Genomic DNA, 18,122 nt, shown 5'->3' with positions numbered 1-18,122 from the left:
TCACCCCGGCACCCCACTCAGTCAGGATTTTATTCAGGGTCATGAATTTTATGCATCCACCTGGGAGGTGATTCGCCTATGAGCTGGGAAGACGGCGACGACTTCAATGCAGGTGGTCGCGCTCTGTACTCCGACCTGCATCGGGATTCGGATGATGTGGCGACGACGGACTTGATCGTCGAGGCGTGTAGGGCGAAGGACAGGCTGGATCGGCTCCACAAGGTCGTGAGAGGGGACGTGGACTCGTGGACCCGGATCTTCACTGAGGATGGCGGGGAGTATGTCCTGAAGCTGGATACGGCGGTGTCTGAGGTTCGGCAGTTGGCGACGACATTCCGGCATTTGTTGACGGAGATTCAGAGGAGGCAGGGCGATGTCTCAGGTGGTGGAGAGGACGGTTTCGCCGGTCTCTGATGATGAGGCGTTCCGGGAGATCATCGAGCGTGAGTTTCCGACGCTGGAGGGCAGGCAGTCGCCGGAGGTTATGTTCTCCGCGGGTCCGGGTGATCGCACGCATGGGGATAAGGCAATCGAGCTGGCCCGCAGGTTCGGGTTGAAGCTGATGCCGTGGCAGCGGGAGCAGGTGCACCTGGCGCTGTCGACGGATGAGGATGGTCGGTGGCTGCATCAGGATGTGGTGCTGATCTGCCCGCGGCAGAACGGCAAGAGTCTGATCCTTGAGGTCATCATCCTGTACCGGTTCTTCATCCTGAACAACAAGATTATCTTCACGGCGCACCAGTGGAAGACGGCGAAGTCGATTCGGAACCGGTTGTGGAAGCGGATCAAGAATCGGGCGTGGGCGGCGCGGAAACTGGAGGCGAAGAACGGCGGCCGGAATACCGCGTCTGCCGGCGAGGCCGAGATGGAGACCGGCGACGGTGGGAAGATTCAGTTCACGACCCGCTCGGCGGATGCCGGTCGTGGCTTCGACGAGATCGACCTGCTGCTGCTGGACGAGGCGTACAACCTCGAGGCCGGCGAGCTCGACGCGATCACGCCGATCCAGCTGGCGGCGCAAGATCCGCAGACGTACTACACCTCCTCGGCGGTGAACGCTGAGAAGCAGGTGAAGGGCGTGGAGTTGTCGAGGGTGCGGAAGCGCGCTTTGGAGGGCGAGACTGACGGGATGCTGTACTCCGAGTTCCGTGCACCGGATGGTCTGGATCCTGATGATCCGGAGACGTGGAAGCTGGGGAACCCGTCGTATGGGGTGGTGGCGACGGAGAAGAAGATCCGGTCGTTGAAGACGAAGCTCACCCCGAAGGGATTCCATGTCGAGGTGCTGGGGTGGGGGGATTGGTTCTCCATCGGCGACAGTGCCGCGGAGACGATCATTGATCTTGAGCGGTGGGAGGCACTGGCTGATGCGACTCCGGCCCTGTCGGGTGATTCGTGCCTGGCAGCGGATGTTACCCCGGATGGGTTGCGTGTCGGCGTGGTCGCTGCCCTGTCCAGGGCGGACGGTGGTGTTCACCTGTCGTTGAATCCGGCCCGGGAGTTCGACCGTGTTGATGTCGTTTCCTCTGTCGTGAAGACGGTGGAGATGAATGATCCGGTGGCGGTGGTCCTGGACCCGAAAGGCCCGGCGTCAACGCTGATAGACCCGCTGACGAAGCTGGGCGTGGAGCCGGAGGAGTTGTCGTGGCCGCAGGTGTCGGCAGCGACAGAGCTGTTCATGCGACTGGTGCATGAGGGGAAGATCAGCCACGACGATTCCCCGCGGTGGGTGGAGGCTCTGGAGGTCGCCGCGTTCCGCGGTGGTGGCGAGGGCGGCCGGGCACTGACCCGTAAGGGCGGGGTTGTGTGTGAGCTTGTCGCGGCAACGTTCGCAGTGTGGGGGCTGGTTGAGTACGCGATCCCGGAGCAGGCACCGGATGTGAAACGGAAGACGAAGTTCGTGGGCAGACCGGAGATCGTTCCGGCGGTCCCGGCGATGGCGACGATGTCGTTTTAAGGAGGTGGTCCGATGGCTGAGATCACGGGGAAGCCGAGGGAGATTGGTCATGCGTTGACCGTCCCGGTTGGTGGCACGTCGGAGGATAACTGGGAACTGCGGTTCCCACACTCGGCACGAGTGTTCGCGAAGATGGGCCGGGAGGATTCCCAGGTCACGTCGGTGCTGAATGCGGTGTCTCTGCCGATCAAGCGGGCATCGTGGCGTTTGGACCCGAACGGGGCGGATAAGGAGGTTGTCCGGCATGTGTCGGAGGATCTTCGACTGCCTGTGTTGGGTGAGGACCAAGATGCGCCGGTGGCGCGGCGTCGTGGCCGCGTGGCATGGCATGAGCACCTGCACACCGCACTGTTGGCCCTGCAGTTCGGGTATGCGTTTTTCGAGCAGGTGTACGCGCCGGGGTCGGATGGTCGTGAGCATCTGGTGAAGCTCGCCCCGCGGCGCCCGGGGTCGATCAGGCGGATCAACGTGGCGGCCGACGGAGGACTCGAGTCGATTGAGCAGTCCGCAGTGACCACGCCTGGTGGAAAGTCTGCACATGCGTCGACGATCCCGGTGTCTCGTCTGGTGGCGTACGTCCATGATCCTAAGGATTCGACGTGGACGGGGTCGAGTGTGTTACGCCCGGCGTTCAAGCATTGGAAGCTGCGCGACCGGTTCCTGATGCTCGAGGCTGACGTGCTGGATCGCAACGGCATGGGCGTGCCCGTGTATGAGGGCAGTGAGTTGGCCCAGGACCCGCAGAAAGATCTGCAGTACGGGCAGGAGCTGGCGCAGAAGGTTCGTGCTGGCGCTGCGGCTGGTGCGGCGGTGCCGGCGAAGGCGAAGCTGACGCTGGTGGGCGTGTCCGGTCAGCTGGTGTCGCCGCGTGAGGCGATCGCGTACCACGACAGCATGATGGCGAGGGCGGTGCTGGCGCACTTCCTCAACCTTGAGGGAAAGGGCGGCAGTTACGCGCTGGCGGAGACGCAGTCGGATCTGTTCATCCAGTCGCTGCAGACCATCGCGGAGTGGATCGCGGACACCGCGACCCAGCACATCGTCGAGGATCTGGTGGACATCGCGTTCCCAGACTACGACGGTCTGTGCCCTCGCATCGTCTTCGATCCGATCGCCAGCAAGAAGGAGTTGGCAGCGGAGGCCCTGTCGACACTGGTTCGTGACGGGGTGATCCTCCCGGATAAGGACCTCGAGGAGGAGGTCCGCCGACGCTACAGCTTGCCAGGCAAGCGCTCGCGTCGGGATGCGGAGGCCGATGGGTCGACCGCAGCGCCGGAGGACAAGGCGAAGCACGCCGAGCCTGCGGAGCTGGCCCAGCTCGTGGAGGCCGCGAAGTCTTTGATCGAACTGGGCATGTCGAGGGATCAGGCGCTGGTAGCGACCGGACTGGACAGGCTCATTGAGCAAACACCCGGCGAGCCGCCGGGGGAGGAGGTGATCGGTGATGGCTGATCTGCTGATCTACGGTGAGATCGGGTGGGATGTTCAGGCATCGTCCGTCGTGCGCGAGATTCACGACCTGGGTGGTGCCGACCTCACCCTGCGGGTGAATAGCCCTGGCGGTGACGTCTACGAGGGTCTGGCAATCATGAACGCGCTGCGGGCCCACAAGGGGACGGTCACCGCGGTCGTCGAGGGCTTGGCTGCGTCTGCAGCGTCGTTCATCGCTGTCGGTGGTGCTGACCGGGTGGTCATGCGTCCCACGGCGGAGGTCATGGTCCATGAGGCCATGAGCTTCGTCGGAGGCAATGCCGAGGACATGACCAAGGCGATCGCTGACCTCGATCGGATCTCGGCGAACCTCGCTGGTATCTATGCCGACAAGGCCGGGGGAGACCCCGGCGAGTGGCGGGAGCGCATGAAGGCAGAGACGTGGTTTTCCGCTGAGGAGGCGGTCGATGCCGGGCTGGCTGATGCGGTCGAGGACGGCAGGACGGTTGAAGCTCGCCATGGTCGTCCTGTGGTCACTGCGCAGTTCCGTTACCAGGGTCGTCGGGCTGCTCCGACGCCTACAGTCAATCGCCCTGAGGGGCACGACAGGAAGGAGGGCGGCATGTCCGCTCTTGCTGATCTGGCCCAGGAGATGGGTCTGTCCGAGGATCAGGTGAAGGCTGCTTTCGCCCGCGTGGTCCTGAATGAAGAGGTCACGGTCACTAGTACCGTCGACGTCACGTATCCGGAGGGCACCACGGTGGTGCCGACCGGTAAGGCGACACTCGCCCCGGTGGAGGAGGTTCCGCAGGGGCTGACCTTCACTGTTGGTGACGCCCCGGATGGCTGGACCGCGGAGGTCGACGAGGTGACCGGATCTCTGAGTGTCACGGCACCTGCTGGTGCTGAGCCCGACGATGAGGTGGAGTTGACCGTCACTGTGGCCGGTAATGATGCCCCGGTGGACATTCCCGTCGTCGTCACGGTGAAGGCCGCTGCCGGTGACGAGGAGGAAGACCCTGCCCCGCAGGAGCCTGCGGGTGATCCTGGTCGTGTGGTCCTCGACCGCGATACCTACAACGACCTGCAGGCTGCGGCGAAGCTCGGCTGGGAAGCCAAGAACCAGGCCGACGCCGCTGCCCGTGTTGCGGAGGTTGACCAGTGGATCGCAGAGGGCCGTGTGAACGTCGCTCGCCGGTCGAAGGTCATTGCCGCGATGGAGAAGGACCCCGTGTCGGCCCGTGATCTGTACGGGTCGATTCCGAAGAACACTATTCCCCGCGGGGAGGTGGGCCACGGCCAGGACAACGAGGACTCGACGAGCAACAGCTCCGGCGATCTCGCTGCGAAACTGGACAAGGCCCGTCTCCTGTCTGCCCCGAACGTCTACTAGGAGGCCCCAATGGCAACCCCTACTTTCCGCTCCGGCCCGATCACTTTTCGGGTGAAGGAGAATGTCAGCAAGTTCCGTCTCGTCACTGTCGATGGTGACGGCGCTGCCCACGCCAGTGCATCTGGCCCCGTTTTCGGCGCTGTCGTCTCTGACGCGCACGTGCCGTCGGAGCCGCAGCCGAACAGCCTGTACATCGGCAACCCACCGACCGTCGGCGTTTTCATCGGCCCGGCGACCGTCCCGATCGAGGTCGACGGAGACGCTGACAACATCGCGCAGGGCACCCCGCTCTACGCCGCCGCTGACGGCAAGGTCTCCACCTCCGGCACCCTCCTGGTCGGCATGGCCGCCCGCGACGGTGATTCCGGTCGAGTGAAGACCACCCTCATCACCCCTGCCGCCGCAACCGGTGGCGGGGCCGAGGGGGAATGAGATTCCCCGGGGTGAACACCTACCCCGGGGATGATCTCTACCCCGCCTGACAAGGCAACAACTCTGGCATGACCCCCACTCCTCCTCGTGAGGGGATGGGGGTTTTCTCATGCCCACTTAACCCCCTTTAGGAGGGACAATGTCGCAGCTGATTACCAGCGCATATGACGGGGTTGAAGTCACCGTCGACGAGATGATGAGTGACCCCCTCTTCATCCCGCAGCGCATCGTGGACAACCTCGATGGCGCATTCATGGAAGACCTGTTCTTCCGCCAGGCCGAGTCGAACAAGGGCACCGTCGCGTTCCGTGAGGCCGCCGGCGAGTACCTCGCCGACGATGCTGAGGAGATCGCCGAGTACGGCGAGATCCCGGTCTCCACCCCGGAGTACGGTGAGCTGAAGGCCGCGTTCGGCATCAAGACCGGTGAGGCCATCCGCGTCTCCTGGGAGCAGCGCAACGAGAACAAGGTCGACGTGGTCAACAAGTCGATCACGGCCCTGCAGAAGACGATGATCCGCCACGGCATCAAGGCCGTCACCGGAGTCTTCGAGTCTGCTGGTGTCCCGGAACTGCAGGCGTCCGCGCCGTGGACTGGTGGCGCCCCGGACAAGGACGTCCTTGACGCCATCGAACTGGTGCAGGGCGCTCACGAGGACGGTGATGAGACCCGCGTCTTCGACTACGACCCGAACACCATCTTGCTGCACCCGCAGTCGCTGACGAAGCTGCTGCGTAACGAGCAGGTGCAGAAGTACTACATCGGCAACATGGCCAACGAGAACCCCGTGTTCAAGGGCCTGACGACCACACAGCTTTTCGGGCAGCTGCAGGTCGCCACGTCTCGCCTGATCGCGAAGGACGCCGCGTACGTCTTCGAGGCCGGCGCTGCCGGTTTCAAGTCCGACACCATGCCGCTGACCGCCACCCCGATGTACTCGGAGGGTGGTGAGTCTCAGATCGGTGGCCCGACGATGTCGTGGCGCTCGGACCTGGTCCGTAAGCGTGCCATCGCCGTGGACAGCCCGAAGTCCGTTCTGAAGATCACCGGGATCTCCTGATGCCGCGGGTCACGTTGGCCCGGGCATGGAATCCGGGCGAGGAGCGCTACGTGCCGGGCGATGAGGTCGATGTGGACGATGATGTCGCCGCGTGGCTGACCCGTACCGGAGCAGTGGCCCGACCTACCCGAAAGCGCAAGGCGGCCCCAGCCGCCGGGGACGAAAGCGCCGCGGAGGCCCCGGCCGCCGAGTCGTCTTCCGAGGACGACGGCGACGAGGACAAGCGCCCGGCCCGGACCGCTTCCCTCGACACCTGGAAGGCCTTCGCCGAGAAGCAGGGCATCCAGACCAAGGGCATGAGCAAGCAGGACATCATCGCCGCTACTGCGTAGGAGGCTCCAATGGTCACCGTCGATGACGTCGAGAAGCGGCTACCCCGTGACCTCGACCCCGCAGAGAAGACCAGGGCCGGCTATCTGATCGAGGATGCCAAAGCCCGGATCGATGAGGAGTTCGGCCGGGCGGGAATGGACCTCGACACATCACTGTCGAGGCCGTGGTTCCGGGCGACCTATGAGCGCGTGGTCCGGGAGATGGTCGCCGCCCCGATCCTGGTGGGAATCAATGCGGGCATGCGGTCGGCGTCGTCGACGACGATGCAGGAGTCCGACAGTGTCACGTTCGCGGATGTTGAGTCCGTGTCGTGGGGCGGGGTGACCTTGACCGATCAGCAGCGCGCCGATCTCGGGCTGCCGGCCGGGGCCCTCCCCAGAGGATGGTTCCCCCGACCGCCGCGGTGGCCGGAGCGGAGGCTGCCGTGAGTGAGCAGATCACGATCCACCCGCAATCGCGTGGCCGGGATGATGACGGGCGGCCAGTGCCGGTACCACCTGACCGCAAGGTTCGGGTGAAGTCGGTGCAGAAGGTGTCCGCCGAGGAGCTCTCCGACGACGACAAGGACGGTAGCGTCCGGGTTCTTCGCATCTGGTGTTCGCCGGTGGATGGCCCGTTGGATGGTGATGATGTCACGATCCGCGGTCTGCGCTACCAGGTACGTGTCTCGTCGTGGGACCCGTCGGCTCACCGTCGCCCCGCACTGTCCAGGCACCGCCCATCGGCGGTATTCGACGCTGTGAGGGGTGAGGGCTGATGGCGAAGAAGAACAGCCTTCGTATCGGTCGGCTGCCGCCGGGGTTCGCAGAGACCGCTTTTAACAATGCGGAGAAGCAGCTTCCGAAGCTCGGTAAGCGTATCCAGGCGGGCGTGCCGCGGCAGTACTCGACGGGCATCCGAGTGGAGAGGAACCGATCGGGGCGGCCCGTGCTTCTCGTCGCGATCACCGAGCCGAATGGTGCAGCGATCGAGGCGAAGCACGGCGACCTGAAACGGTCGGCCGCGCAGCAGGGGCTGGACATGAACCCGTACGGGGGTGGCTGATGCTTGTGCAGCAGGACGCGCCACTGATGGTGCGCTCGGCTCTGCGGCAGGCGTTCCCGGATCACCGTTTCGTCGCCGAGCTCCCGGACTCCTGGACTGTCTCTGACGGTCCGGTGGTGACGGTGATCTCGGCCGGCACCCCGAGGTCGTCGGTGCCGTGGTCGCGGGAGCAGGTGCTTGTCACTGTGTATGCCGAGGATGAGCCGACCGCTCGGCGGCTGGTCTCCGAGGTCGAGGCGTACCTGATCGACCTCACTCGCCCCCACGGCCTACTGATCACCCCAGCTTCCGGCCCGGATATCGTCCGAGACCGAGGCCTCGGATGCTTCCTCGGCGCCACGACGGTGCAGGTCGCGACCCCGCGCAGATAAACCCCCAAAACAAACTTCCGAACCCCGTGAGCCTCCCTGGCAGCGGGGTTCACCCATTTCCAAGGAGGAAATCATGGCTGAGCGTGAACTCGATATCACGGCGCCGAACTATGAGACCGCACTGATCACCCTCGGTGTGACTGGCGCACTGTCCTACGCCCCGCACGGCACGGCACTGCCGGAGAACATGGCCGACTACGAGGTTCCGTGGGTGGATCTCGGCTGGATCGGCGACGGCGGTGTGGGAGAGTCCCTGAACCAGGAGCGTGAGGACTGGACGCCGTGGCAGGCGGTTGGTCCGCAGCGTGGCCAGATCACCTCGGAGGAGGTGCAGTTCACGGCGACTCTGTGGTCGCTGGGTGGGCTGGCGACTGCGCTGTACTACGGCGTGGCAGAGGAGGACATGTCGTTCGACACCGATTCGGGTGTCACCCGGTTCGAGCAGGGCGCGGAGCTGCCGGAGGACTTCCGGTTCTGCCTCGGCTTCGACCTCATCGACGGACAGAAGGCTCGACGGTTCCTGCTTCCTGCCGCGTCGGTCGTGGAGCGTGGCGACGTCACCTACACGAAGACCGATCTGGTGGGCTACGAGCTGACCTTCAAGACGAACTTCGACCGCGACGCTGGCTTCGCCATCGCCCGGGAGTTCAAGGAGGGCTGGAAGCCGGGCACCTCGGGCACGATCCTCGAGGGTGGTGGCCTGAAGGACCTGGGCGACTGGTCTACCCCTGCTGATGAGGGCACGTCCGATGGTGGCGGGGACGACAACGACAACGGTGGGGCCGAGGGGGAATGACGTGGCCGGGGGAGCAGTCTTTCCCCGGCCCTGACACCTACCCGACCGCACCTGACCAGTAGGAGGAACCCGTGGCATACAACCGCGTGAACTGGGCAAATGGCGAAGAGGGCGGCACGCCGACCTCTGCCGACAATTTCAACACGATGGACCGGGGCATCGCTGATGCGCATGATCGTCTCGATCGGAAGCCGGACCACTCCGACATTCCCGATGCGCCGGACCTGTCCAGCTACGTCACTGAGTCGGCCCTGAATACAGCCCTTGAGAGCAAGGCTGATTCGTCCGATATCCCCGATATCTCGGACAAGGCTGACCGCTCCGAGCTGCCCGACGTCTCGGGACTGGCATCACAGTCTGCCCTGGAAGCCCTGGAGTCGCGCATCGCGGCCCTGGAGCCCGACGAGTCAGGCGACAGCGGCGAATAGCCCCACGGGTGGGGTGGGGGATCCTCGGCAGGTCTCTCCCTCACCCCTTCAACTTCCCTCCCCCGTAAGCAGACCTGCCACACCAACTTTCTTAAGGAGACCTGCCATGGCCGTTGACCTGACAAAAATGCTCGAAAAGCGCCGCGAGGTGCTCGGCAAGGACGACAAGTTCCTCGCCAAGTTCGACGACACCGAATTCTGGATCGTCGCCCAGGAGCTCGCGCCCCGTTCCCACCGGGAGCGTCTCGCCGAGATCCAGGCAGACGTCGAGGACGAGGTGTTGACCCCGTTCGAGGGCGAGGACGCCGTCATCGAGCAGTACCTCGGCGATCAGTCCGATGACTTCCGCACCATGTGCGATGAAGCGAATGTCGACCCGTTCGAGGCGCTGAACATGGCGCTGAGTGAGCACAACAAGGAGGTCCGCCGGAACCCTACCCAGCGGTCCTCGCGGAACACCCGGAGGCGGTAGAAGCCTCCCTCGACGCCCACTACGGGCGCGACATCGTCGCCCAGTACTGGAGTGGCGAGGTCACGACCCGTCGCCTGATGGCCCTGATCCGGGGGCTGCCGGAGGGGTCTGCTCTGCATCGGGAGATGAACGACGGGCATGTGTGGACGATGGACCACTCCCTGATGTGGCACGTCGCCTACCTGTTGCAGCGCGTGGAGACCGTGCTCGGCGCCCAGGGGGTGAAGAAGAAGCCCACGATGCCGAAGAAGCAGGCAACCCCGTGGGACGAGGACGGCAAGACGAAACGCACAGGCCGGGTCGATGCCGGTGATGAACAGGCCGCGGTGAACTACCTGATGGGGCTGCGGAAGAAGACGTAGGAGGTGCCCGATGGCTGAGGCGTCTGGATATGCTGTCCTGCCGGTCACGGTCTCGCTGAAGGGCGTGACCGGCCAGCTGAACAAGGCTCTGGTGGGCCCGTCTGAGAAGGCGGCGAAGAAGTCGTCGGGGGCTATCGCCAAGTCGATGGAGGACGGCGTCAAGAAGGCGTCGAAGACTGTCGAGTCCGCGTCGAAGGCACAGGTCGCGGCCCGTGACAAGGCGACTGATGCGGCCGAGAAGACCACCCTGATGGAGCAGCGGCTTGCCGAGGTGCTGGAGAAGCACGAGGCTGGGTCAGCGAAGGGTATCAAGGCTGCCAATGACCTGGAGAAGGCTCGTCGCGACCAGGCTCGTGCTGATGGTGCTGCGGAGAAGGCGACCGCTGACCTGGAGAAGGCGCAGGGGGAGCTGGAGACCGCTACGGCGGACGCCTCATCGGGGATTGCTGAGCAGGCCCGGGCGATGGAGGAGGCCGAGGACCGGTCGAAGAAATTCAGCAAGGCGCTGGATGGTGCGGCGTTGGCGATCGGCGGTATGGCGCTGGGCGCTACTGGCGCGCTGGTGAAGTTGGGCACGGATTTCGACGAGGCGTTTCGCACGATTCGTACTGGTACGGGCGCTACGGGTGAGGCTTTCGAGGGGCTGAAGGACTCTGCCCTGAGCGTGATGGACACGGTGCCGGCGATGGATGGCGGAATGTCGCAGATCTCCGAGACCCTCGCGGACCTGAACACCCGCCTCGGCTTGACCGATGAGCCGCTGGAGACGATGACCGGGCAGATGGTCGCCCTATCGAACATGGGCGTCGACGCCGACATCAACGCAGTGTCGCAGGCGATGAACGGCTTCGGGATTGAAGCCAAGGACATGCCGGCCGCGCTGGATGAACTCTTCCAGGTGTCGCAGGCCACCGGGCTGACGGTCACTGACCTGGCGAACAGTGCGGCGAAGGCGGGACCGCAGTTGCGTGGTTTCGGCTTCACGATGCAGGACTCCGCGGCCCTGGTCGGCCAGATGGACAAGGCCGGTCTCGACGCCGATGGCACGCTCAATCGGCTGTCTCGGGCGATGTCTACCTTCGCCGATGAGGGCCGGGACGCCCCGGAGGCCTTGAAGGAGACCATCACCGAGATCGACAGCTTCATTGAGTCCGGCGATGATGCTGCTGCGATGAATCTGGCGACGGATCTGTTCGGTACCCGTGGTGCCGCACAGTTCGTGGACGCGGTGAAATCCGGGGCCCTGTCGGTCGACGATTTCATGGCCGCGACAGGTGCCACCACCGACACGATCCTCGGAGTCTCTGAGGAGACCCGGACGATGGGCGAGAATTTTCAGCTGCTCAAGCAGAAGGGCGAGACGGCTCTACAGCCGATTGCGACGAAGCTGGTCGATGCGCTGATCCCGGCTCTTGAGACTGGGGCGCAGAAGCTCGAGGATTTCATCGGCTGGGTTGAGGATAATCAGGGCCTGGTCAAGGGGCTGGCGACTGCGGTTGGAATTGCTGCCGCGGCGTTCGTCACGTGGCGTGGCGCTGTCGCGGCAATCACGCTCGGGCAGAAGGCGTTTGCTACTGCGACGGCCCTGTCAACGGGCGGCATCAAGGCGATGAATGCGGCGATGAAGGCGAATGTCATTGGCCTTATCGTTACTGCGATCGCGGGCCTGGTCGCTGGCCTGACGTGGTTCTTCACGAAGACGGAGACGGGGCAGAAAATCTGGCAGGGATTCATGGACGTCCTGTCGACCGTGTGGACCTGGCTGAAAGACACGTTCACCCCGGTTTTCCAGTGGATGGGTGACATCATCTCGTCCGTCTGGGAAGGAATTAAGACCGGCGCGTCTTGGCTGTGGGAGACTGTCTTGCAGCCGATCTTCGGTTTTATCGGTACTGCGTGGGAGGTTCTTTCCACGGGGATACAGTGGTACTGGGAGAATGTCATCAAGCGTGCATGGGACACCATTAGCACGGTTATATCGTGGTTGTGGAACTCAGTGCTGCAGCCCATATTCGGATTTATCAGTACCGCATGGGAGGCACTGTCCACGGCTATCCAGTGGGCGTGGAATTCGATCATCAAGCCCGCGTGGGATGCCGTATCTGCTGCCGCGAATTGGCTGTGGAATACGGTGCTGAAGCCCGTCTTCGATTTCATCAAGCAGGGTTGGGATAACCTCTCGAACGCGATCCAGGCGGCGTGGAACAACATCATCAAGCCTGCGTGGGATGCTGTCGGTAATGCGCTGCAGGCATTGTGGGACAACGTCGTCTCCCCGGTCATTGGCTTCATCCAGGACCGGTGGGATGACATGGGTAGTGGCATCCGGGCTATCTACGACAATGTCATTTCTCCCGCGTTCGACGCGCTGAAGACGGGGCTGCAGAAGGTCCGGGATTTCTTCGGCACCGTCGTTGACGGCATCAAGGGCGTGTGGGAGAAGATGCGCGGCATCCTCGCTAAGCCGATCAACTTCATGATCGACACCGTCTACAACGACGGAATTTTGAAGGCGTGGAATACCATCGCTGGATTCATTCCGGGGCTGAATGAGGCGGACCCACTCTCGAAGATTCCGGAGCATGCGACTGGTGGTCGGATCTCCGGCCCCGGCACCGGCACGTCGGATGATGTGCTGATGTGGGGCTCCAATGGGGAGCATATGCTCACCGCCGATGAGGTCCGCCGCGCAGGTGGGCACGGGGCGGTCTATGCCATGCGTGACCTCCTGGCGTCCGGCGAGAACTTCACCATGAAGGACGGCCAGGTGTACCGCGATGAGCGGAACCCCTCGGACAACGGGCCCCTGCTGCCGGCCTACAAGGACGGCGGTGAGGTCCGTCCCGCGTGGGAGGACAAGGTCGCACGTGGTCACGAGTGGGCAAAGCAGCAGGATGGCAAGCCGTACCTCGCGGGTAACCAGTTCCCCGCAGGCGCGGACTGCTCCGGCTACATGTCGGCTCTCGCCGGGGTGATCCTGAACGGCGACTCTGGCGCACACTGGACCACTGTCGCATTCCCCGCAGGGCAGGGGCAGACGGTCGACGCCGCGGGACAGCCGTGGGTCGCTGGCCTGGGGCAGGGCATGTCGATCGGTATGTCCGGTGGTCCTGCCTCTGGCGGGCAGAACGGACATACAGCAGGCACCCTGTCTGCGGCTGGGAAGTACGGCGCGGTCAATGTTGAATCCGGTGGCGCGAACAGCCGCGTCAAGTACGGCGCGTCTGACGCTGCTGGCGCGGATGACGGGCAGTTCAACTCGCAGTACCATCTCGCGATCGGCGCTGATGGCGATTTCGAGGCTGCGGGTGGCCCCTCTCCGGAGCAGAAGAAGGGATTCCTCCGGGACAAGGTCAAGGGCATCTTCGAGGAGATGTTGAACCCGATCAAGGACATGTTCGCTTCTGCGATTGGTGAGCCTCCGCCGGAGTGGCTGGGGATACCGCCGAAGGCGATGTCCTCGTCTAAGGACAAGATCGTCGACTTCGTCTTCGACAGGATCGAGGATCTGGGCAATCTCGTGGGGAAGACCTACGACGCTGCCAAGGAGATGGGCTCGATGGTCTTCGAGTGGGGTAAGAGCGGGGCCGGATGGGTCGGTGACAAGGTCAGCGGTCTGTTCCGTGACCAGGGTGGTTGGATCCCGAATGGCCTGTCGGTCGTCAGGAATGAGACCGGGCGTCCGGAAGCTGTGCTCAACTGGGAGCAGGTCGAGGCCATCAAGGCCATGATCGACAACTTCGGTGTCGGGTACTCACCCGTCGCGGAGGCGGAGAAGATCCTGCGGAACCCGACCGAGGGCGGGTCCACCCCGCAGCAGGCTGTGCGGGGCGGCACCCAAGTCGCCCAGCACGTCTTCGCTGAGGAGATGGGCGACAAGTCCGCACTCGAGCACGGCGTGGACGCGGTCTTCGATTTCTTCGGGATGGGCGATAGCCTGACGAAGAAGCTGCTGACCACCCCGGCGAATGAGTTGGCGCCGCTGCCGGACTGGTACAGCAAGGACCAGGACGGCGACACGGGATCCCCGGCGACGGATACGGAGGCCACGGACACGACGGCGGCCGAGGTCTCGGGCGCTGGTGTGGTCATGGAGGACGTGTCCACCCCGACCTCGGACGATGTCTCGGTCACCGCTGAGATGCCGGACGATTTCATGGCGAATCCGGCTGCTGCAGTGACAGGCCAGTCGAAGCCCCTCGTCGAGGACCTGGACACCATCGATCCTGACCGGCACAAGAAGCCAGAGGGCGGCCCCGAGGGGTATGTCTACGGCATCGTGCAGTCGGCCCAGGACCACGGACTGCCCGCGTCCGGTGCGAAGATCGGTGTCGCTACCGCTCTGGTGGAGGCTGGCGATCCGCTGCAGATGTGGGCCAACCACGCTGTGCCGGAGTCGCTGAACTTCCCGCACGACGCCGTCGGGTCTGACCACGACAGTGTTGGCCTGTTCCAGCAGCGTGACAACGGGGCGTGGGGCACCGTCGCCCAGCGCATGGACCCCTACGACAGTGCGGGGATGTTCTTCGACGAGATGCTTCGGAAGTTCCCGAACTGGCAGTCGATGGACCCCGGGGCAGTTGCTCAGGGCGTGCAGGTCAGTGCTTTCCCGGATCGGTACGCCACGAAGATGGGCCGCGCCGAGACACTCGTCGCGGACGCCGGCTTGTACGACTCCGGCGGCACCCTGCCGCCCGGAGCCCTCGCGGTGAACCTCACCGATTCCCCGGAGCACGTCTTCACAGACGACGCGATGGAAAACTTCGTGGACTCCTCGGACTCCATGAAGGACGCCGCCGACGAGCTGTCCCACGTGGCCGACATGTCCACCCCGGACGTGTCCGCTCCGGTGATCGCCGCCCCCGAGGTCGACGCCCCGTCACCCGAGGACGGTCAGCCCGGTGCGGGCGAGATCACGCTGGTGATCAACCTCGACGGGCAGCAAATCCTCGAGAAGCGGGTCGACACTGTCGAGGGCCGCGTGGAGGTCAACGAGAAGGACATCCGGAAGATGAAAACCGCACGTCGCGCAGTAGATGCGGGCGTGCGCTTGCTGACCTAGGAGGTGGTGACTGGTGGCGGAGCCGATGCAGATATCCCTGACCGACAGGTGGGGGATCCAGTGGGCACTGTCTGACACCGCACCGGGACGTAAGGGCGCTGTGCTGATGGGCCCGGTGGGCCTGGCGTCACCAATCCAGGTGACCGCCCGGCAGACCACCTCGCAGGTCGGAGTGTCGCCGGTGTCGTGGAAGACGGAGCAGATGGAGGCCTCATGGTCGCTGCGTCTGCACCGTGAGGAGACCGACGACCTGATGGAGACATTCTCCCTGCTGATGCGCGGGGTGACCCCGCTGGCGGAGTCGATTCTTAGGGTGACGCATCGGGGTCGGGGGACGTTGACGTGTCCGATTGTTCGGACGTCGGTGGAGCCTGATCTGGAGCAGTCGCCGGATTCTATTCGTCTGCCGTGGCTGGATGTCGATTTCGATGTGACGTCGTATCAGGGCTGCTGGCACGGGGAGACGGTGTCTCACCACGGTGGCTCCACCCTCGCCAATGCCGGCGACATTCCGGCCTGGCCCGTCGTGCAGTGGGCCGGGGCAAATGCCTCGGTCACCGCGCCGGGTATCGGTGAGGTGCCGCTGCCGGACACCGGTGGGCGCACGGCGGTGCTGGATACAGACCCGGCTTTCGCGTCTCGCGTGACGGTCGACGGGGTGGATGCCCCCGACCTGTGGCGAGGGATGCGGGGACGGCTTTTTCCCGCGCCGGTGGATGCTCACTCGACAGCGCGGTGGAGATTCGACGGCTGTGTGGGTCGGCTGACCTCGCGGCATTCGCACATGTGGAGGTGGTGACATGGTGGACGTCCTGTCCGACACGGAGATTCTGCAGGCTGCCGATTTTGACTGGGAGTCGTGGCAGGCTGCGCGCCGGGCCGAGCATGCACTCGGTGCCCGGACGATCTGGCTGGCGGACAATCACATGGTGCCGGTGTGCTCTCTGTCGGGATTCCTGCAGGGGTCGTACGGTGATAAGGCCAATGCGGCCGGAGCAGTGGACTTGACCCTGCCGGGGGATCATCCGTCGGTGCCGACGCTGCTCATGGCTGACGGCGACGGTGCCACCGATCCGAACGCGCTGCTGACGCAGTGGTTCTGGATCATCGTGGAGACTCCGTACTACCGGGTGACGTACCGTCTGGCGGAGCTGGAGCTGATCCAGACCGACACTGTCTCGTCGGTGACTGTTCTCGGCGAGGGGCTTTTCGAGCATCTGAATCACCTGCCTCTCTGGGCTTCTCCGGGGTCTTCGTTGCTCGCGCAGCTGAAGTATGCCGATATTCGCTTCGGTGACAGCCTCCGGGTCGTCAAGGAATTCATGCAGGCGAATCTCGCCCGCGAATTCCAGTCGTCGCTACTGGCGCTGTGGGACATGTGGTCACCGTCGACGTGGTCGAGGATCCGCGAGGAGGACTGGCCGATCATGGTCAATCCGATCCACGAGTCCCTGACCACCGAGTGGACGGTCCTCGATTCGCGGTTCAACATGGCCGGCGAAACCTTCGAGAGCACCTTAGATGCCGCGGGGCTGCTGGTCACCCTTGACCTGTGGCTGCCCGGTGACGATCAGCCGGCCCCGTCGCATGTCACGCTGACGAAGCCGACTATCTGGATCGACGTCAAGCCCCGTGCTTTCGACTCGTCGTCGACGGGTAAGCCCACGGACATCATCCGCGGTATCCGTGCGACGATCGCCGGGGATCAGACGACGAAAGCGCTGGTCCTGGACGATACTTGGTTCGACGGTGAGAATCCGCACGCGTGGTGTGTGTGGTCGGCGGACCACATGCATGGCACGGAGCACCGGCTTATCGTCCGGAAGTCCACCGACTCCCACGTGATCGTCGGCGGGCGGTCGCCGCAGATCGTGAACTCCTTGATCGCCGCAGGTAGTAATGCGCTGTGGCAGGGGATCGGTGCCGGTGTCGGCATGCTCTTCCCGCCGCTGGCGCCGTTGGCCGTCGCGGCCGGAGCCTTCATCGGTCACGTGCAGGGCGAGCTTCTCAAGGACAAGCTGTTCGCCTGGGCGCAGTACAGCAGTTCGGCCCGGGCGGTGGCGCATGGACCGTACCGCTACCGCGGGATAGTGACTCCGGGCGACGGCTTCAGCCTGTCGAGTTTGCAGGCGGGATTCACCGGCCTGCAGTCGACCCAGGGGAGCGTCGGTACGGAGTTCACCGTGGGGGATGGTCAGCCATACGTCCTCGGACGTGACTATCTCGCCGGAGACCAGGCGGGCGTCATCAGTCACGGCATCGTCTTCGCCACCTACGTCGCCGAGTGGGACGTGTCCGTCACCCCGGACGGTGACGACGTCTCGCTCGGTCTCGGTGACCCCCGCCTCCGCGAATCCCCGGCCCGGTCGCTCGAACGAAGCGTCAAGACCCTGTCTTCCGCCATCGATCGGGTGAAGACAGCTATCCCGTAACCTCAAGGAGGAACATCACTGTGACGAATCAGCAGATGCGGTTCATGTTCGAGCATGAACCTCCCGAGGACGTCCACCCGTACGCCCAGCTGTTCCTCCACCCGCTGGGAGCAAAGCTCACCCCGGAGATGATGAACGAGCTGGCGACGCACATCTTCGACATGTGCGGCGCGAAACTCCCCGACGTCGCCCCGTCGACGGTCGAGTACTTCCGCGACTGGAAAGACGACCGCGAGGTCGACGAGATCGTGCCCGGGGCGGAGCACACTGCGGCGTGGTCCGAGCAGCTTCCACCCGGACTCAGCCTGTGCCCGCGTACCGGTCGGATGGTCGGGACGCTGCCTGCCGGCCAGTACCGCTGGACCGTCCGACTCGGACCGCAAGTGCAATACGACAGCCTCGGTGGTCAGGGGTCACCACATCAGGACGGCCGGTGGATCGGGGCGCTGGAGGACCGGGAGCCGGTCGCCGTCCAGGCAGTCGACGTGAAAGCGCTGACGCCGGAGCAGCGGGCCGCTTTGCGCGCCGCGCTGGACGAGGAGGACTGAC

General features: G+C 64.4%; 19 protein-coding genes. All 19 read left to right on the top strand.

Annotated elements, in window-relative coordinates; genetic code table 11:
• The first annotated feature begins 78 nt into the window (after positions 1 to 78).
• The 19 genes from ACT3UN_RS04030 to ACT3UN_RS03940 all read left to right on the top strand — a co-directional run bounded on the left by ACT3UN_RS04030 (position 79) and on the right by ACT3UN_RS03940 (position 18,121).
• Complete coding sequence (locus tag ACT3UN_RS04030) at positions 79 to 414, top strand: hypothetical protein (RefSeq protein WP_444656381.1); 336 nt, start codon at positions 79 to 81, stop codon at positions 412 to 414.
• Entirely contained in the window at positions 374 to 1,957 is a 1,584-nt protein-coding gene (locus ACT3UN_RS04025) for a hypothetical protein (protein ID WP_444656379.1), read from the top strand. The genes ACT3UN_RS04030 and ACT3UN_RS04025 overlap by 41 nt, the downstream gene beginning before the upstream one ends.
• A gap of 12 nt (positions 1,958 to 1,969) precedes the next feature.
• The gene (locus ACT3UN_RS04020; protein WP_444656377.1) at positions 1,970 to 3,409 is read left to right on the top strand and encodes a phage portal protein family protein; all 1,440 of its coding nucleotides are present in this window, start codon (positions 1,970 to 1,972) and stop codon (positions 3,407 to 3,409) included.
• Entirely contained in the window at positions 3,402 to 4,781 is a 1,380-nt protein-coding gene (locus ACT3UN_RS04015) for a head maturation protease, ClpP-related (protein ID WP_444656375.1), read from the top strand. Before ACT3UN_RS04020 ends, ACT3UN_RS04015 begins: the two co-directional genes overlap by 8 nt.
• Before the next feature lie 9 nt (positions 4,782 to 4,790).
• Positions 4,791 to 5,213 carry a hypothetical protein gene (locus ACT3UN_RS04010; RefSeq protein ID WP_444626629.1) on the top strand — a complete coding sequence of 141 codons (423 nt, stop codon included), beginning with the start codon at positions 4,791 to 4,793 and terminating at the stop codon, positions 5,211 to 5,213.
• 139 nt (positions 5,214 to 5,352) lie between these two features.
• Positions 5,353 to 6,273 carry a hypothetical protein gene (locus ACT3UN_RS04005; RefSeq protein ID WP_444626631.1) on the top strand — a complete coding sequence of 307 codons (921 nt, stop codon included), beginning with the start codon at positions 5,353 to 5,355 and terminating at the stop codon, positions 6,271 to 6,273.
• A 50-nt stretch (positions 6,274 to 6,323) separates the two neighbouring features.
• Positions 6,324 to 6,605 (top strand): hypothetical protein, encoded by a 282-nt coding sequence (locus ACT3UN_RS04000; RefSeq protein ID WP_444626632.1) that lies wholly within the window; start codon positions 6,324 to 6,326, stop codon positions 6,603 to 6,605.
• A 9-nt stretch (positions 6,606 to 6,614) separates the two neighbouring features.
• A complete protein-coding gene (locus ACT3UN_RS03995) occupies positions 6,615 to 7,034 on the top strand; it encodes a Gp19/Gp15/Gp42 family protein (protein ID WP_444656373.1) in 420 nt (139 codons plus the stop codon).
• Entirely contained in the window at positions 7,031 to 7,363 is a 333-nt protein-coding gene (locus tag ACT3UN_RS03990; protein WP_444647321.1) for a hypothetical protein, read from the top strand. The genes ACT3UN_RS03995 and ACT3UN_RS03990 overlap by 4 nt, the downstream gene beginning before the upstream one ends.
• Complete coding sequence (locus tag ACT3UN_RS03985; protein WP_444647320.1) at positions 7,363 to 7,650, top strand: hypothetical protein; 288 nt, start codon at positions 7,363 to 7,365, stop codon at positions 7,648 to 7,650. The genes ACT3UN_RS03990 and ACT3UN_RS03985 overlap by 1 nt, the downstream gene beginning before the upstream one ends.
• The gene (locus ACT3UN_RS03980) at positions 7,650 to 8,021 is read left to right on the top strand and encodes a hypothetical protein (RefSeq protein WP_444647319.1); all 372 of its coding nucleotides are present in this window, start codon (positions 7,650 to 7,652) and stop codon (positions 8,019 to 8,021) included. The genes ACT3UN_RS03985 and ACT3UN_RS03980 overlap by 1 nt, the downstream gene beginning before the upstream one ends.
• A gap of 73 nt (positions 8,022 to 8,094) precedes the next feature.
• Positions 8,095 to 8,817, top strand: coding sequence for a phage tail tube protein (locus ACT3UN_RS03975; RefSeq protein ID WP_444647318.1), 723 nt, complete (start codon positions 8,095 to 8,097; stop codon positions 8,815 to 8,817).
• Positions 8,818 to 8,888: 71 nt separating this feature from the next.
• Complete coding sequence (locus ACT3UN_RS03970; protein ID WP_444647317.1) at positions 8,889 to 9,245, top strand: hypothetical protein; 357 nt, start codon at positions 8,889 to 8,891, stop codon at positions 9,243 to 9,245.
• Between the two features lie 106 nt (positions 9,246 to 9,351).
• A complete protein-coding gene (locus ACT3UN_RS03965; protein WP_444637950.1) occupies positions 9,352 to 9,717 on the top strand; it encodes a hypothetical protein in 366 nt (121 codons plus the stop codon).
• A gap of 125 nt (positions 9,718 to 9,842) precedes the next feature.
• On the top strand, positions 9,843 to 10,079 hold the full coding sequence (locus ACT3UN_RS03960; RefSeq protein WP_444637949.1) for a hypothetical protein: 237 nt from the start codon (positions 9,843 to 9,845) through the stop codon (positions 10,077 to 10,079).
• Positions 10,080 to 10,089: 10 nt separating this feature from the next.
• Positions 10,090 to 15,141: a phage tail tape measure protein gene (locus ACT3UN_RS03955; RefSeq protein WP_444656371.1), complete on the top strand. Its 5,052-nt coding sequence runs from the start codon at positions 10,090 to 10,092 to the stop codon at positions 15,139 to 15,141.
• Between the two features lie 13 nt (positions 15,142 to 15,154).
• Entirely contained in the window at positions 15,155 to 15,940 is a 786-nt protein-coding gene (locus ACT3UN_RS03950) for a hypothetical protein (protein ID WP_444656369.1), read from the top strand.
• A gap of 1 nt (position 15,941) precedes the next feature.
• Positions 15,942 to 17,573: a Gp37-like protein gene (locus ACT3UN_RS03945; protein WP_444656367.1), complete on the top strand. Its 1,632-nt coding sequence runs from the start codon at positions 15,942 to 15,944 to the stop codon at positions 17,571 to 17,573.
• A 20-nt stretch (positions 17,574 to 17,593) separates the two neighbouring features.
• Complete coding sequence (locus tag ACT3UN_RS03940; RefSeq protein WP_444614850.1) at positions 17,594 to 18,121, top strand: hypothetical protein; 528 nt, start codon at positions 17,594 to 17,596, stop codon at positions 18,119 to 18,121.
• Position 18,122 lies beyond the last annotated feature (1 nt).

This window comes from Corynebacterium sp. AOP12-C2-36, assembly GCF_052379185.1.
Taxonomy (GTDB): domain Bacteria; phylum Actinomycetota; class Actinomycetes; order Mycobacteriales; family Mycobacteriaceae; genus Corynebacterium.
The sequence above is the reverse complement of the archived record's forward strand: the minus strand, read 5'-3'. Positions and strand labels throughout refer to the sequence as shown.